At 71.4% G+C, this 14842-nt stretch carries 16 protein-coding genes; 9 read left to right on the top strand and 7 right to left on the bottom strand.

Translation table 11 applies throughout. The features are described 5' to 3' along the window. Nucleotides 1–409: 409 nt before the first annotated feature. Both LO763_RS07355 and LO763_RS07350 read right to left on the bottom strand, forming a co-directional pair. Nucleotides 410–811 carry a hypothetical protein gene (locus LO763_RS07355; RefSeq protein WP_230601321.1) on the bottom strand — a complete coding sequence of 134 codons (402 nt, stop codon included), beginning with the start codon at nt 809–811 and terminating at the stop codon, nt 410–412. A gap of 67 nt (nt 812–878) precedes the next feature. Next, nucleotides 879–2540 carry a fumarate hydratase gene (locus tag LO763_RS07350; RefSeq protein WP_230601320.1) on the bottom strand — a complete coding sequence of 554 codons (1662 nt, stop codon included), beginning with the start codon at nt 2538–2540 and terminating at the stop codon, nt 879–881. A 284-nt stretch (nt 2541–2824) separates the two neighbouring features. On the opposite strand from LO763_RS07350, the gene rpsF reads away from it, so the two are divergent. From rpsF to rplI, 4 genes are all read left to right on the top strand, one after another. After that, nucleotides 2825–3115, top strand: coding sequence for a 30S ribosomal protein S6 (gene rpsF / locus LO763_RS07345; protein WP_230601319.1), 291 nt, complete (start codon nt 2825–2827; stop codon nt 3113–3115). Between the two features lie 38 nt (nt 3116–3153). Further along, a complete protein-coding gene (locus LO763_RS07340) occupies nt 3154–3666 on the top strand; it encodes a single-stranded DNA-binding protein (RefSeq protein WP_230601318.1) in 513 nt (170 codons plus the stop codon). Between the two features lie 61 nt (nt 3667–3727). Continuing rightward, nucleotides 3728–3973, top strand: coding sequence for a 30S ribosomal protein S18 (rpsR, locus tag LO763_RS07335; RefSeq protein WP_030160643.1), 246 nt, complete (start codon nt 3728–3730; stop codon nt 3971–3973). 15 nt (nt 3974–3988) lie between these two features. Then, nucleotides 3989–4450: a 50S ribosomal protein L9 gene (gene rplI / locus LO763_RS07330; RefSeq protein ID WP_230601317.1), complete on the top strand. Its 462-nt coding sequence runs from the start codon at nt 3989–3991 to the stop codon at nt 4448–4450. A gap of 267 nt (nt 4451–4717) precedes the next feature. Here the strand turns inward: rplI and LO763_RS07325 are convergent, their stop codons facing one another. Next, nucleotides 4718–5107 carry a hypothetical protein gene (locus LO763_RS07325; RefSeq protein ID WP_230601316.1) on the bottom strand — a complete coding sequence of 130 codons (390 nt, stop codon included), beginning with the start codon at nt 5105–5107 and terminating at the stop codon, nt 4718–4720. A gap of 324 nt (nt 5108–5431) precedes the next feature. Here LO763_RS07325 and dnaB point away from each other — a divergent pair, with 324 nt between their 5' ends. Continuing rightward, on the top strand, nt 5432–6868 hold the full coding sequence (gene dnaB / locus LO763_RS07320) for a replicative DNA helicase (protein WP_230601315.1): 1437 nt from the start codon (nt 5432–5434) through the stop codon (nt 6866–6868). A 114-nt stretch (nt 6869–6982) separates the two neighbouring features. On the opposite strand, the gene LO763_RS07315 is transcribed toward dnaB, so the two are convergent. From LO763_RS07315 to LO763_RS07305, 3 genes are all read right to left on the bottom strand, one after another. Next, the gene (locus tag LO763_RS07315; RefSeq protein ID WP_230601314.1) at nt 6983–8290 is read right to left on the bottom strand and encodes a glycosyltransferase family 87 protein; all 1308 of its coding nucleotides are present in this window, start codon (nt 8288–8290) and stop codon (nt 6983–6985) included. A gap of 270 nt (nt 8291–8560) precedes the next feature. Then, nucleotides 8561–8962 (bottom strand): ATP-binding protein, encoded by a 402-nt coding sequence (locus LO763_RS07310; protein ID WP_230601313.1) that lies wholly within the window; start codon nt 8960–8962, stop codon nt 8561–8563. A gap of 115 nt (nt 8963–9077) precedes the next feature. After that, complete coding sequence (locus tag LO763_RS07305) at nt 9078–9809, bottom strand: glycerophosphodiester phosphodiesterase (protein WP_230601312.1); 732 nt, start codon at nt 9807–9809, stop codon at nt 9078–9080. A gap of 152 nt (nt 9810–9961) precedes the next feature. Here LO763_RS07305 and larB point away from each other — a divergent pair, with 152 nt between their 5' ends. The 4 genes from larB (at nt 9962) to LO763_RS07285 (ending at nt 12994) form a co-directional block, all read left to right on the top strand. Next, the gene (gene larB / locus LO763_RS07300; protein ID WP_230601311.1) at nt 9962–10678 is read left to right on the top strand and encodes a nickel pincer cofactor biosynthesis protein LarB; all 717 of its coding nucleotides are present in this window, start codon (nt 9962–9964) and stop codon (nt 10676–10678) included. Further along, nucleotides 10675–12063 (top strand): nickel pincer cofactor biosynthesis protein LarC, encoded by a 1389-nt coding sequence (gene larC, locus LO763_RS07295; protein ID WP_230601310.1) that lies wholly within the window; start codon nt 10675–10677, stop codon nt 12061–12063. Before larB ends, larC begins: the two co-directional genes overlap by 4 nt. A gap of 40 nt (nt 12064–12103) precedes the next feature. Further along, nucleotides 12104–12478: a PH domain-containing protein gene (locus LO763_RS07290; RefSeq protein WP_230601309.1), complete on the top strand. Its 375-nt coding sequence runs from the start codon at nt 12104–12106 to the stop codon at nt 12476–12478. A 141-nt stretch (nt 12479–12619) separates the two neighbouring features. Further along, nucleotides 12620–12994: a PH domain-containing protein gene (locus LO763_RS07285; RefSeq protein ID WP_230601308.1), complete on the top strand. Its 375-nt coding sequence runs from the start codon at nt 12620–12622 to the stop codon at nt 12992–12994. Nucleotides 12995–13109: 115 nt separating this feature from the next. On the opposite strand, the gene LO763_RS07280 is transcribed toward LO763_RS07285, so the two are convergent. Next, the gene (locus LO763_RS07280) at nt 13110–14633 is read right to left on the bottom strand and encodes a multicopper oxidase family protein (RefSeq protein WP_230601307.1); all 1524 of its coding nucleotides are present in this window, start codon (nt 14631–14633) and stop codon (nt 13110–13112) included. Between the last annotated feature and the right edge of the window lie 209 nt (nt 14634–14842).

Here is a 14842-nt window from a genome sequence, read left to right as displayed (position 1 = left end):
GGCCGTGCCAGCCTTGAAGAGCCGCTCAGTGGGCGGACTTCAGCACAACTCAATGAACCGATACGTCGCTCTCTCGATCGGCCTCCAGAAACGACCCGCCTTCCAACCGAGGAAGGAAACCCTCCTATGGTCTCAGTCAGCGTACGCCGAAACCAGCCCGAGCCGGTAGGCCGAAACGCGCGATCACCCCGACCCCGTCCAGGTGAACCCGACCTGACCGAACAGTCCGACGGCTACTACGACAGGGCGGGCCGCCGCCGACGACGAGCTCATCGTCGCCGAAGCCGTCCGCGTCTGGGACGCCGTCCGACGCGACTGCGGTGGCCGAGTCGCCTTCCCGCCACGACGACAGGGCCGGCCCGCGGTGACGATGCCACCGGGGCCCGCCCGCTCCGTACTGCGTAAGCGGTCAGGCCGCGTCGACGACCGGAAGCGACGCCTCGAGGCGTCGCCAGTCGCCCCGGCGGACCATCCACCTGGGGGCGCCCAGGCTCACCAGTGAGCCGTCCTGCCGCTGGAGGCAGAGCCGGTCGCCTGCGATGACCCAGCGCTCGCCCTCCTCGCGCACCTGCTTCACGTCCCAGCCGTACTTGCCGCGGACGAGGAACCGCTCGTCTTCGAACTTCATGCCGGGGAAGCAGGCGACGATGAAGCCGGCGACCATGACGAGGACCGAGACGAGGGCGCCCAGGAGCCACAGTCCGGGCTCGGCGTAGCCCGCGTCCGGCTCGACCAGCGGTATCGGCAGCACGCCCACGACGCCGACGGGAGCGATGGCCGGCGGCATCCAGAGCGGCGTTCGGATCTTCATGCGGGCCTTTCGCGGACGGTGCCGGGGCCGGACGTCCGGCCCCGGCACCGAGCGTAGGCGGCGCCCGCTAGCCGATGCTGATCTTCGGCTTGCGGCCCACGGTGAGCACGGGCTTGCGGGTGTCGGCGTAGAAGTCGTTGCCCTTGTCGTCCACGACGATGAACGCCGGAAAGTCCTCGACCTCGATCTTCCAGACCGCCTCCATGCCCAGCTCGGGGTATTCCAGGACCTCCATCGACTTGATGTTGTCCTGGGCGAGCTTGGCGGCCGGGCCGCCGATGGAGCCGAGGTAGAACCCGCCGTGCCTCTGGCACGCGTCGGTCACCTGCTGCGAGCGGTTCCCCTTGGCGAGCATGACGAACGAGCCGCCCGCCTCCTGGAACCGGTCCACATAGGTGTCCATGCGCCCGGCGGTGGTCGGCCCGAACGAGCCGGAGGCGTACCCCTCGGGGGTCTTGGCCGGGCCCGCGTAGTAGACCGCGTGGTCCCGCAGGTACTGCGGCATGGGCTCGCCCGCGTCGAGGCGCTCCCGGATCTTCGCGTGCGCGATGTCGCGGGCGACCACGAGCGTCCCGGTGAGGGACACGCGGGTCTTCACCGGGTGCTTGGAGAGCTCGGCGCGGATCTCGTCCATGGGCCGGTTCAGGTCGACGCGGACCACGTCCTCGTCGAGGTCGTCCTCCTGGACGTCCGGGACGTAGCGGCTCGGGTCGGTCTCGAGCTGCTCGAGGAACACGCCCTCGGCGGTGATCTTGGCCTTCGCCTGCCGGTCGGCCGAGCAGGACACCGCGATCGCCACCGGCAGGGAGGCGCCGTGGCGCGGCAGGCGGATGACGCGCACGTCGTGGCAGAAGTACTTGCCGCCGAACTGGGCGCCGATCCCGAACTGGCGGGTCAGCTCCAGCACGTGCTGCTCGAGTTCGACGTCGCGGAAGCCGTGCCCGAGCGCCGAGCCCTCGGTGGGCATCGTGTCGAGGTACTTCGTGGAGGCGTACTTCGCGGTCTTGAGCGCGAACTCGGCGCTGGTGCCGCCGATGACGACCGCCAGGTGGTAGGGCGGGCAGGCGGCGGTGCCGATCTGGCGGAGCTTCTCCTCCAGGAACCGCATCATCGCGTCGGGGTTGAGGATCGCCTTGGTCTCCTGGAACAGGAACGACTTGTTGGCGCTGCCGCCGCCCTTGGCGATGAACTGGAACTTGTAGGCGTCGTCGCCCTCGGCGTACAGCTCGATCTGGGCCGGCAGGTTGGAGCCGGTGTTCCTCTCGTCCCACATGGTCACCGGCGCCATCTGCGAGTAGCGCAGGTTGAGGTCGCGGTAGGCCTGCCAGACGCCGCGGGAGAGGTGCTCCTCGTCGCGGCCGTCGGTCAGGACGTGGCGGCCGCGCTTGCCCATGACGATCGCGGTGCCGGTGTCCTGGCACATCGGCAGGACCATCCCGGAGGCGATGTTCGCGTTCTTGAGCAGGTCCATCGCCACGAAGCGGTCGTTGCCGCTGGCCTCGGGGTCGTCCAGGATCGACCGCAGCTGGGCGAGGTGCGCGGGGCGCAGGTAGTGGGAGATGTCCTTGATCGCCTCGGCCGCGAGCCGCGTGAGGACCTCGGGCTCCACGGTGAGGAAGCGCCTCCCGGCGGCCTCGACCGTGCTCACCCCGTCCTTCGTGAGCAGGCGGTACTCGGTGTCGTCCGGTCCGATGGGAAGCAGGTCGGTGTAGTGGAACTCCGATGTCACGCGTTCCAACTTAGCGCGGGGCGCGGTCGGCCCCGATGTGAGGCGGAGCTCAGTCGCCGCCCGCGGGCGCCGCCGCGGCGGGCGGGAGTCGAACACCGGAGTGTCGGACCCGGGCGGTAGCGTCACATCCGGGTGGCGCGGCGCGGCCGCACCGCCCGCAAGCAGGTACGATTGCGCGGTTGTCCGCTCCGAGCCCCGCTCGGGTCCCGGGGCGGCACGCGCAAGTGATTCCTCCTGCTGCGGAGAGACCGCAGCCGATCGAGACCAAAGGAGGTGGAGCGATCTTGCGGCATTACGAACTGATGGTCATCCTCGAACCCAACCTCGAGGAAGCCCAGGTCAGCCCGACGCTGGAGAAGTTCCTGAAGGGCGTCAAGGACGCCGGGGGAGCCGTCGACAAGATCGACGTCTGGGGCCGGCGCCGTCTCGCCTACGAGATCAACAAGAGCAACGAGGGCATCTACGCCGTCGTCGACCTGCAGTCCGAGCCCGGTCCCGTCGCGGAGATGGACCGTCAGCTGCGGCTCAGCGAGTCGGTGCTGCGGACCAAGGTGCTGCGACCGGAGCTTCGGTAACCCGACCTAGCAACTGCGAGACCTTAGGAGAACAGGTCATGGCAGGAGAGACAGTCATCACGGTTATCGGCAACCTCGTCGACGACCCCGAACTGCGTTACACGCCGTCCGGTGCCGCCGTCGCGAAGTTCCGTATCGCATCGACTCCGCGGACGTTCGACCGCGAGTCGAACCAGTGGAAAGACGGTGAGGCCCTGTTCCTCACCTGCAGCGTCTGGCGCCAGTACGCCGAGAACGTCGCCGAGTCCCTGTCGCGCGGCACCCGCGTGATCGTGCAGGGCAGGCTCAAGCAGCGCAGCTACGAGACCCGCGAGGGCGAGAAGCGCACTGTCTTCGAGCTGGACGTCGAGGAGGTCGGCCCCGCGCTGCGCTTTTCCACCGCGAAGCTCAACAAGACCGGCGGCGGTTCCGGCGGTGGCGGCGGTCGTTCCTTCGGCGGCGGCGGCGGCAACTCCGGCGGTTCCGCGCCCGACGACCCTTGGGCCTCGGCAGCGCCGGCCAGCTCCTCCGGAGCGGGCCAGGGCGGCTTCGACGAGGACCCGCCGTTCTAACCGGGAACTGTTCTTGAACAGCACGGCCCGGAACGATCTCGAGTAAGAGGCAAGGCAAGACATGGCCAACCCGAAATCGGCTCCCCTGCGGAAGCCGAAGAAGAAGCCGAACCCGCTTGAAAAAGAGGGTATCGAGTACGTCGACTACAAGGACACGGCGCTGCTGCGGAAGTTCATCTCCGACCGCGGCAAGATCCGTGCCCGCCGAGTGACCGGCGTGACCACCCAGCAGCAGCGCCAGATCGCCGCGGCCGTCAAGAACGCCCGCGAGATGGCCCTGCTCCCGTACACCAGCCAGACCCGATAAGGAAGGAGCGCGCTTATGAAGATCATCCTGACTCATGAGGTGCCCAACCTCGGCTCGGCCGGTGACGTGGTCGAGGTCAAGCCCGGCTACGGGCGCAACTACCTCCTGCCGCAGGGCCTGGCGATCGCCTGGACCAAGGGCGGTCAGAAGGAAGTCGACGCGATCCAGCGGGCGCGCGCGTCCCGCCAGATCCACGACCTGGACAAGGCCCGCTCGGTGGCCGACCAGCTGAAGCAGACGGACGCCCACATCGTCGCCCGCACCGGCGACGGGGACCGCCTCTTCGGTTCGATCACCGCCGCGGACGTCGTCAAGGCCGTCGACGAGGCCGGGGGTCCGAAGATCGACCGCCGCCGCGTCGAGCTGGCCTCGGCGATCAAGTCGGTCGGCACCTACGACATCTCCGTGAAGCTGCACCCGGAGGTGACCGCGAAGTTCAAGCTTCAGGTCACCCCGGCCAAGCGCCGCAAGAAGTAGTAGGCCGCGCCAAGCGACGAGGCCCGCGACCGTCACCGGTCGCGGGCCTTCGCCGTGCCCCCGTCGGGGCGGTTGCCGCTCTCCTGGAACAAGGCGGTGTCGTACCCGTGTGACGGGGTGGTCTTTTTCATTCGGTAGCGGCGCAGTGGGTTCTCTGCGAGCGGCCTTCAGTCCGGTTCGGGTGGCGGCGGGTGACGGGTGGGCGGGCACTCGGGGCCGCCCGTACGTCTTCGGGGCCGCGCCCGTGCCTCCGCTTCGCGCCGGCGCTCAGATCACCCAGCCGGCGGTCCGCAGCACCACCGTCACCAGGCCCGCGCCGAGGATCGCCGCGGCCGAGCCGGCCACGCCCGCGCGCCACCCGGCCCGCGGCAGCCGCAGCAGCACCGCCACCAGCAGGCTCGCCGTCAGCGACGACAGCGTCCAGGCCCAGCCGCCCGAGACCGCGGTGCCGATCCGCGCCGCCGCCGTGCACCCCGTCTCGGCGCACTTCGCGTCCACCGGGGCCTGCGACAGCACCCACGCCAGGTAGGCCAGCGCGGGCACCGCGTACCAGGCGAGGGTGACCAGGAGCGTCGGCGTGAACGCGCGCTCGCCGGGGCGGTCGTCTCCTTCGGGGTCGAGCCGGGGCCTGCGCTCGGGGCGCTGGGGAGCGGTCATGAGCCGTTCTCTCCTCTGACGTGTGCCGGGGGTCGCCCATCACTGTAGTGCCAAGTTGGCACGAACGAATTTCCGTCCACAGGCAGTGGACGGCGTCGGCGCTGCTGACGGCCCTGATCCGAGCCCGAATCACGTTCTTGTCCACAGGTTGTCCACAGGCTCGGACCCGGTTATCCACAGGTTATCCACAGCCTTGTCCACAGGTTGTCCACAGGCCCGTTTGCAACCGTGCCCGGCGCGACATAGCGTCATTGAGGCCGCTGTTCTGTCGTATGCGGGCGGTACATTCTCCATGAACGTACGGTGACCGAGGGGGTGGACGGCATGACCGACTTGTCGACGGACGGCGCCTACTCGCGAGGGGCGAACGGCGCGAACAACTCCTACTTCGACAGCCCCCCGGAGGACCCCTTCGGCGGGGGCGGCGGCGCCCGCACCTTCGAGCGGACCCCGCCCCAGGACCTCCAGGCCGAGATGTCGGTCCTCGGCGGCATGCTCATGAGCAAGGACGCCATCGCCGACGTCATCGAGGTCCTCGGCCCCGGCGACTTCTACAAGCCCTCGCACGGCATGATCTTCGACGCGGTCATCGAGAAGTTCGGCAACGGCGAGCCCGCCGACGCCGTCACCATCGCCGCGGCCCTCGCCGACACCGGCGACCTCGGCAAGATCGGCGGCGGCCCGTACCTCCACGACCTGCTCAACGCCGTGCCCACGGCCGCGAACGCCGGGTACTACGCGAAGATCGTCAAGGAGAAGGCGATCCTGCGCCGCCTCATCGAGGCCGGCACCAAGGTCGTCCAGTACGGCTACGGCGGCGGCCAGGGCGGCCGCGACATCGACGACCTCGTCGACCTCGCCCAGCAGGCCGTCTACGAGGTCACCGACAACCGCCAGAGCGAGGACTTCGCGGTCCTGTCCGACCTCCTCCAGCCCGCGATGGACGAGATCGAGGCGATCGGCGCGAACCAGGGCGTCATGACCGGCATCCCCACCGGCTTCGCCGACCTCGACCGGCTGCTCTCGGGCCTCCAGGCCGGGCAGCTCATCATCGTCGCGGGGCGCCCGGGCGCGGGCAAGTCCACCGCCGCGATGGACTTCATGCGGCACGCCTCGCTGCACCACCGCCACGCCGCCGCGCTGTTCAGCCTCGAGATGAGCAAGCTCGAGATCGTGATGCGGCTCCTGAGCGCCGAGACGCGGGTGCCGATGCACGTCCTGCGCTCGGGCGACCTGTCCGACGACGACTGGACGCGCCTGGCCAAGCGCATGGGCGACATCTCCGAGGCGCCGCTGTTCGTGGACGACACCGCGTCGATGACCATGATGGAGATCCGGGCCAAGGCCCGGCGCCTCAAGCAGCGCCACGACCTCAAGCTCATCGTGGTCGACTACCTCCAGCTGATGACCTCGCCCAAGAAGGTCGAGTCGCGCCAGCAGGAGGTCTCGGAGATCTCCCGCGGGCTCAAGCTCCTCGCGAAGGAGGTGCAGTGCCCGGTGATCGCGGTCGCCCAGCTCAACCGCGGGCCCGAGCAGCGCACCGACAAGCGCCCGCAGCTGTCGGACCTGCGCGAGTCGGGTTCGCTGGAGCAGGACGCGGACGTGGTGATCCTGCTGCACCGCGAGGACTACTACGACAAGGAGTCGCCGCGCGCGGGCGAGGCCGACTTCATCGTCGCCAAGCACCGCAACGGCGCGACGGACACGATCACCGTCGCGGCCCAGCTGCACCTCTCGCGCTTCGTGGACATGGCGGTCTAGCGCGAAGCGCACCGCCGCGGCGATGTCGCACCCCGCGTCATCATCGAACCGGGGGCGACACCGCACGCGAGCCCCGATCGCATCATCGGCGGCCGCAGCACCACGCTCGCACCGCTAGCGCCACCACTCCACGACCAGCGACGGGCCGGGGCCGGTCTCGTGCTCGAGGTCGTCGACCAGTTCGTCGTCCTCGGGGAGCCCCGCGAACAGGGTGCCCACGGCCGAGCCCGCGATCGCGTCGCGCAGCGGCAGCCACCAGCCCAGCAGCACCACGGGGTACAGCAGGTACCCGAAGCGGGTCGCGGGCATGAGCATGAACGCCGTCGAGAGCCCGGCGGCGCACCACAGCGCCGCCGACGCGGCGGAGGCCGGGGGGCGCGTCCACAGCAGCCACGCGATCACCACGGCGGCCAGGCCGAGCAGCGCCGGGGCGATCAGGTCGCCGCCCGGGAGGTGCTGCGCCACAAGGTATCCGGGCAGCGGCGACTGCGCGGGCGAGGTGACGACGCCGTGCCCGAGGCCGAACGCGACCACGTTGTCGAAGAAACCGCGGGCGTCGGTCGCCAGGACCGGCAGCATCGTCACCGCCACCGGCAGGGCGAACCCGGCGAGGTAGCGGCGCAGGCCTCCACCCCGCCACAGCAGGAACGCGAGGACCACGGCGACGGGCCAGGCGAAGAGCTTGAGCGACGCCGCCGCGCCGACCGCCAGGCCCGCGGCGAGCGACCGCTCGCGGTGGGCGAAGGCGAGTGCGAGGACCATGAGCGCGACCACGGGCATGTCGTCACCGCCGGTCGCGAACGTCAACGCGCACACCGGGAAGACGAACGTGGCCTGCACGGCCCGCAGCAGCGGGCCCTTGCCGGCGCGGAGGTCGTCCGCGGCGCCGCCGCGCAGGAGCCGGAGGGCGCCGAGGACGCAGGCGGCCGCGGCGATGAGGAAGTACCAGCGGGCGTCGGTCCACCAGTGCTGGCCGAAGAGCGCGGCCGGGACGCCGAAGACGGCCATGCCCGGCTGGTAGGGGTTGTAGCCGAGCAGGGGCTCGGAGAGGGCGGTGATCGCGTCCGCGTGGAGGTAGGGGCTGCCGGTCTCGAGCAGCCGCGCGCCGGAGGCCTCGACCACGAGGACCTCCTCCTGGGCGCGGCCGGGGAGGTCGGCGGCGCGGTCGACCGCCATGAACGCCAAGGGCATCGCGGCGACGGCGACCGCGGTGGCCCCGGCGACGATGGCCCGGCGGCGCCAGACCGCGCCCGGCTGGGTCAGCAGGATGCCGGCGCAGACGGCCGCGGGGAGGTAGCCGCCGAACGCGATCGCGCCCCAATGGGCGTGCGAGTCGAGGGTCGTCCACAGCGCGGTCGCGCCCGCGAAGAGCGCGGCCAGGGTGTAGAGGGCGACGTCGATGATGAGCGGACGGTTGGACACCCGGACAGCGTACGGTGACCGGTCGACCCGGACCTGAGGGCAGGGTCGAAGCGCCGAGGGCGCGTACCGCGAGCCCCTGATACGAGGGTGGCACGGGGGTCCGACAATCCAGGCGGGCGGTGCCGGGGCCGGCGCGGCATCGGGGCGGTTTCGGTCGAAAGAGGCGGTCCCCGTTGCAGGGCAGGGGTGACTCGCCAGAGGCTCGTATCGCAGCGCCCCCGATAGAAGGGTGACACGGGGGTCCGACATTCGGGGACCGGCGGCGGCGCCTCAGCGGACCGGTATGCGGGCCCAGACTTCCTGCGTGCCGTCGCCGAGGGTCCGCGCTCCCCAGTCGAGGGACAGTTTGGACACTATGAACATGCCCCGCCCGTGGGCCGAGTCGAGGTTGACCGCGACCACGTGCGGGTGCGTCCGCGAGCCGCCGTCGACCACGCGGACCTCCACGTCCCCCGGGCCCATCGTGTAGACCACGCACAGGTCCCCGCCCGGCAGCGGCCGGGCGTGGCGCACCGCGTTGGAGACCAGCTCGGTGGCGCACACCAGCAGGTCGTCGCGCACTTCCTCGGGGAGGTCGGGAAGCAGGTCGCGCAGCCACCGGCGCACCTGGCCGGGCGCCCCGGACTGGTGGGGGACGCGCAGTCGCTCTGGTGCCGGTATCGCGGCAGGCATGGCGTTCCCCTTCCTTCCGACGTGCCGTGGGGAGGCTATACAGCAACCTACCTGTTCAAAAGTCGCAACGCCAGCTTTACCGTCGGACCCCGAGTCCGTCGTAAAGTGGGGAGTTTCACCCCGCCAGGGTCTGGCGGATCGCGGCGGGCCGGTCGGTGAAGACGAGGTCGACCCCCAGCCCCGCCATACGGTGCGCGGTGTCGGCGTCGTTGACGGTCCAGGTGTACACCTCGTAGCCCGCGTCGTGGCTGCGTTCGACGAAATCGGGCGTCGAGTCGACGTAGTCGACCCGCGAGCTGAGCACCTGGACGCCCTCGGGCGGGCGCCGGAACGGGTACTCGAAGATCCACACCAGCGGCGTGTCCTGGTCCAGGCCGCGCCAGGTCTTCAGCGCGGCGCGCGAGAACGACATGACGGTCACGTCCAGTCCCGGCCAGCGCTTCAGCGTCTCCCACAGCCGCAGCTCCAGCCGCGGCCCGAACTTGCAGGGGTGCTTGGCCTCGACGAGGAGCTTGATGTCCTTGCCGGAGTCGACGACGAGCGCGAAGAGGTCCTCGAGGGTGGGGATGCGCTCGGCCTCGGGGTTGCCGGCGCACGCGGGGTAGAGGTGGGCGAAGTCGAGTTCGCGGAGCTGGTCGAGCGTGAGGTCCGCCACTGCGCCCTTGGCGCCCGCGGTGCGCTTGACGGTGCGGTCGTGGTGGAGGACGAGGTGCCCGTCGGCGGTGAGGCGGATGTCGAACTCGAACGCGTCGGCGCCCTCGACGATGGCCTGCCTGAACGCGGCGATGGAGTGCTCGGGGAGGAACTCGTTGGCGCCGCGGTGGGCGGCGATCAGCGGCTGGGACACCCCTTGACCTTAGACGGTGGGGCCGACGCCGCGGCCGCACCGCGGCATCCGGTCCGGACGGTGGGCGCGGAGGGCCCGAGGAGGGCCGTCGCGGACTGGGACGGGCCCGGTTCGAGTGGTCGCCGGGGCGCCGCGGGTGAAAGGATCGGACCGTGGAATACCAGCGCGAAGCGGGGCTCGCCGGGTCCGGGGACGCCTACCGGGACCTGGGGTGGGCCAAGATCGACACCGGCCGCCCGGCCCGGACCGGGACGGCCGAGGCCGTGTACGCGGCGGGCAAGACCCCCGAGCAGGTCGTCGGGGCGCTGCAAGCGCTGCGCCAGGCCCACCCGGGGCGGGTAGCGGTCGCGACCCGCTGCGGCGAGGCGTGCGCCGCGGCGGTGCGGGAGGCGTTCGAGGGCGCCGACCCGGTGCTGGTCGAGTCGGGCGTGTGCGCGGTCGGGGCGTTCCCGGAGGCGGAGGCCGGGCCGCTGGCGGTGGTGTGCGCGGGGACCTCGGACCTGCCGGTGGCGCTCGAGGCGCAGCTGGTGGCCCGGGCGAACGGGATCGACGCGCGCCTGGTCGCGGACGTGGGCGTGGCGGGGCTGCACCGGCTGCTCGACAAGGTCGCCGAGCTGCGGGAGGCGGCGTGCGTGGTCGTGGTGGCGGGGATGGACGGGGCGCTGCCGAGCGTGGTGGCCGGCCTGGTGTCGGCCCCGGTCGTGGCGGTGCCGACCTCGGTGGGGTACGGGGCGGCGTTCGGCGGGCTCGCGCCGCTGCTGACGATGCTGAACTCCTGCTCGCCGGGGGTGACCGTGGTGAACATCGACAACGGGTTCGGCGCGGCGATGGCCGCGGTGCGGATCCTCGGCGTGAAGGCGGAGCGGTGACGGCGTCGATCGGGTGGCTGGACTGCGGGGCGGGCGCGAGCGGCGACATGTTCCTGGGCGCCCTGGCGGACGCGGGGGTCGGCCTCGACGTGATGCAGGCGGCGGTGGACGCGCTCGGGACCGAGCCGGTCCGCTTGCGCGCCGGCAGGGTCGCGCGGCACGGCCTGGCCGCGACGCTGGTCGCCGTGGAGGCGCCGGAGGTGGCGACGGACCGGCGCTGGCGGTCGATCCGGGCCATGCTCGAGGGCGCGGACCTGGACGAGGGGGTGCGGGCGCTGTCGCTGGGGGCGTTCGGGCGCCTGGCGGCGGCCGAGGCGGCCGCGCACGGGATCGACGTCGAGGAGGTGCACTTCCACGAGGTGGGGGCGCTCGACTCGATCGCGGACATCGTGGGGGCGGCGGCCGGGCTGGCGTCCCTGGGGGTGGAGCAGTGGACGGCGTCGACGGTGACCGTCGGCGGGGGCGCCACACGGGGCTCGCACGGGTCGATCCCGCTGCCGGCCCCGGCCGTGCTGCGGGTGCTCGCGGACGCGGAGGCCCCGGTCGCGGGGGCGGTGCCGTACGAGGCGTGCACGCCCACGGGCGCGGCGCTCGTCGCGGCGGCCGCCGCGGACTACGGTCCCCTGCCGGAGATGGTGGTCGAGCGGGTCGGCGTCGGCGCGGGCGGGCGGGACCCGCAGGAGCGGGCGAACCTGCTGCGGATCGTCGTCGGGCGCGCGGTCCGGCCAGCGCCCCGTCCGCACCACCACCAGGGGGACGCCGCGGCTGCGGGCGGTGGGCCTCACCGCCACGCCGCTGAGCCGGGCGGCGCCCGCCATCACGAGGGCGCCGACCGGACGGGCGGCGAGCAGCCCCGGGGCGGCCCCGACGGGTCCCACGCGCACGGCGCTCCCGGTGCGGGCGCGGAACCCCACGGGCACCGACATGAAGCGGCGGCCCGCGGCACGGGGACGCCGGTCGTCGTCGAGACGAACGTGGACGACCTCGACCCGCGCCTGTGGCCCGCGGCGCTCGCGGCGCTCCTGGACGCGGGGGCCTCGGACGCGTGGCTGACGCCGATCCTCATGAAGAAGGGCCGCCCGGCCCACACGGTGCACGTGCTGTGCCGCGGCGAGGCGGTCGAGGCGGTGCGTTCGGCGCTGGTGCGGCACACGACGACGATCGGCATGCGCTCCTACGCGATCGACAAGTACGCCCTGGAACGGCAGTACGTTCACATCACTGTGGACGGTCATGCGATCGGGGTGAAGCTCGCCCTGGAGGGCGGCGAGGTCGTGAACGCCTCGGTCGAGTACGAGGACGCGGCCGCCGCCGCGGCGGCCCTGGGCCGGCCGCTCAAAGTGGTCATGGCGCAGGCGACCGCGATTGCGGCCGAACGGTATTAGGCGGACCGCGGCGCGGGTGCGGTACCGATATCCTGCCCGCATGATCGATTTCAAGAACGGCTCGGTTTTCAAGCTCAAGCTCACCGACGACCCCGGCTTCCGCGACGAGGTGCAGCCGCTGCTCGCCGACGGCGAAGTGGTCGCGATGACCTTCGAGGGCGTGCGCGACTTCGTGGTCTTCACCAACAAGCGGGTCATCGCGGTGAACGTCCAGGGCATGACCGGCCGCAAGAAGGACTACGCGTCCTTGCCCTACAGCAAGATCCAGGCCTACTCGGTGGAGACCGACGGCCTCATGGACAACGACGGCGAACTGGACATGTGGTTCTCCGGGCTCGGCAGGGTGCGCTTCGAGTTCAAGGAGAACGTCGACCTCCCCGCGATCGCCAAGCACATCGCCAACAGCACCCTCTGACCCCGGATCCGCCTCCCCCGCAAGGCGACTGCGTCGCGCGGGGCGGCGAGGACCGATCGAGGCGCCCGGCGCCGCACCCCTCCCGCCCCGCCGACTCCACAGTGCACCCACCGGTCCCCCGCGGGTCATTACGATGAGCGGATGATCGACTTCTCGAACGGCTCACTCTTCAAACTCCAGCAGATCGACCCCGGGAGCATCGCCGCCGAACTGCAGCCGCTGCTGGTGCAGGGCGAGCAGCTGGTGTCGGCCTTCAAAGGGGTGCGCGACTACGTGGCCTTCACCAACAAGCGCGTGATCGCCGTCAACGCCCAGGGCATCACCGGCAAGAAGCGCGACTACACCTCCCTGCCCTACAGCAAGGTCCAGGCGTTCTCGGTCGAGACGTCCGGCCACTTCGACCTCGACGCGGAACTGGACCTGTGGTACAGCGGCCTCGGGAAGGTGCGCTTCGAGTTCAAGGGCAAAGTGGACATCAGGACCCTCTCCAACCTCATCGGCGTGTACGTGCTCTAGGACTTCGGCAACACGGCACCGGACGGGCCCTCACGTGGTGCCTACGGGCGGGCCCGCCCGGTGCCGCGCCGTTTCCCGGACAGGGGGTCCGGGGGGACGGCGCTCCCCCGCGGCGTCAGCCGTGGGAGTGCGCCGAGTCGACGACCGGGACCTCCCCGATCGACTCGCCTTCGCCGAGGACCACGAACTGGCCCATCATCCCCGAGTCCTCGTGGGCGAGGATGTGGCAGTGGTACATGTACGGCAGGTTGGGGTCGGTGTAGTCGGTGAACCGCATGGCCAGCCGGTACCGGCGCTGCGGGACGAGCTGGACGGTGTCCTTCCAGCCGCGCAGGCGCGGGGGCGGCTCCTCGCCGTCGACGCTGATGACCTGGTACTGGACGTCGTGGACATGGAAGTTGTGCAGGTAGCCGTCGCCGTTCTTCACCTCCCAGACCTCAACGGTGCCCTCGCGGACGCCGAAGTCGATGCGCTGCATGTCCATCGACTCGCCGTTGATCTGGTTGAAGCCCGTGAGCGTGAACGAGCGCTCCTCGGCGGGCTCGGCGTCCGCCAGGTCCGGTGCGGCGCCCATGGTCTCAGGGACCTCGGTCGCGTCGTCCAGGCTCGCGGCGGCGCGGAACTCGCAGATGTCGAGGGTGTCGTCGCCGCCGTTGAGGCGCCCGAGCGGGCCCGTGTAGCCCTCGTCGGCCGCGTGGGAGCGGAGGACGGCGGTCTCGCCGGGTTCGAAGGCGACGACGATCTCGACCCGCTCACCAGGTGAGAGCTGGAGGCGGTCGGTCTCCCACGCGGACGGCAGCAGGCCGCCGTCGGTGGCGATGAGCGAGAAGGGCCGGCCGTCGCCGAAGCCGAAGTTGTAGAGGCGCGAGAGCGAGCCGTTGAGCAGGCGCAGGCGCACCAGGCGGGTGGTGACGTCGAAGTAGGGGCCGAGCGTGCCGTTGACCATGATCTCGTCGCCGAGGAGGCCCTGGCTGCTCAGGAAGGTGTTGGTGTCGTCGAACTGGTTGTCGTCGTTGAACTTCCGGTCCTGGACGATCATCGGCACGTCGTCCACGCCGTAGGTCCGCGGCAGGTTCAGGTCCGCGTCGTCGTCGATGATGAACATCCCGGCCAGGCCCCGGTAGACGTGTGTGGCGGTGCGCCCGTGGGGGTGCGGGTGGTACCAGAGGGTCGCGGCGGGCTGATCGATAGTCCACTGGGGAGCCCAGTCGCCGCCGGGGGCGACCTCCTGGTGGGGGCCGCCGTCCATGACGGCGGGCAGGTGCATCCCGTGCCAGTGGATGGAGGTGCCCTCGTCGAGGCCGTTGCGGACGGCGAACGCGACCTCCTCGCCGCGCTCGGCGCGGATGGTGGGGCCGAGGAAGGCGCCGTTGAGGCCCCAGGTCTCGGTCTCGCGGCCGTCCTTGAACGCGACGGTGCCCGACTGGATCTCGAGGTCGAACCGGCGCGCGCCGGAGGCGTCCCGCGTCGACTCGGCGAGCGGGGGGACGGCGAGGGGGGTGTCGAAGGCGACCTTGCCGACGGTGTCGAGCCGCGCGTCGGCCCAGAAGTAGGCGACGGTGCCGGCGCCGCCGAGCACGAGCGCGCCGGCGCCCCCGGCACCGATGAGGGACCACTTGAGTGCTGTTCGCCGCTTCATGGGGGCAATGTTCGTGCGGAGGCGGGGCCCGTACATCGGGCGCAGGAAGGCAATCGGCGTACCACTGCGGGATTACGCAGGTCTGAGGCGTCAACCCCGGGTAGCGGTGAAGCTGGGGGCGCGGGGGCGAGGGCCCAGGTCGGGCCGCCGGGGCGGCGCCGGGCCCGGGGGCGGTCCTCGGCGAGCGGGGCGCGGAGCGGCAGCGCACG

The organism is Glycomyces amatae, assembly GCF_020991375.1.
GTDB classification, from domain to species: domain Bacteria; phylum Actinomycetota; class Actinomycetes; order Mycobacteriales; family Micromonosporaceae; genus Glycomyces; species Glycomyces amatae.
The sequence above is the reverse complement of the archived record's forward strand: the minus strand, read 5'-3'. Positions and strand labels throughout refer to the sequence as shown.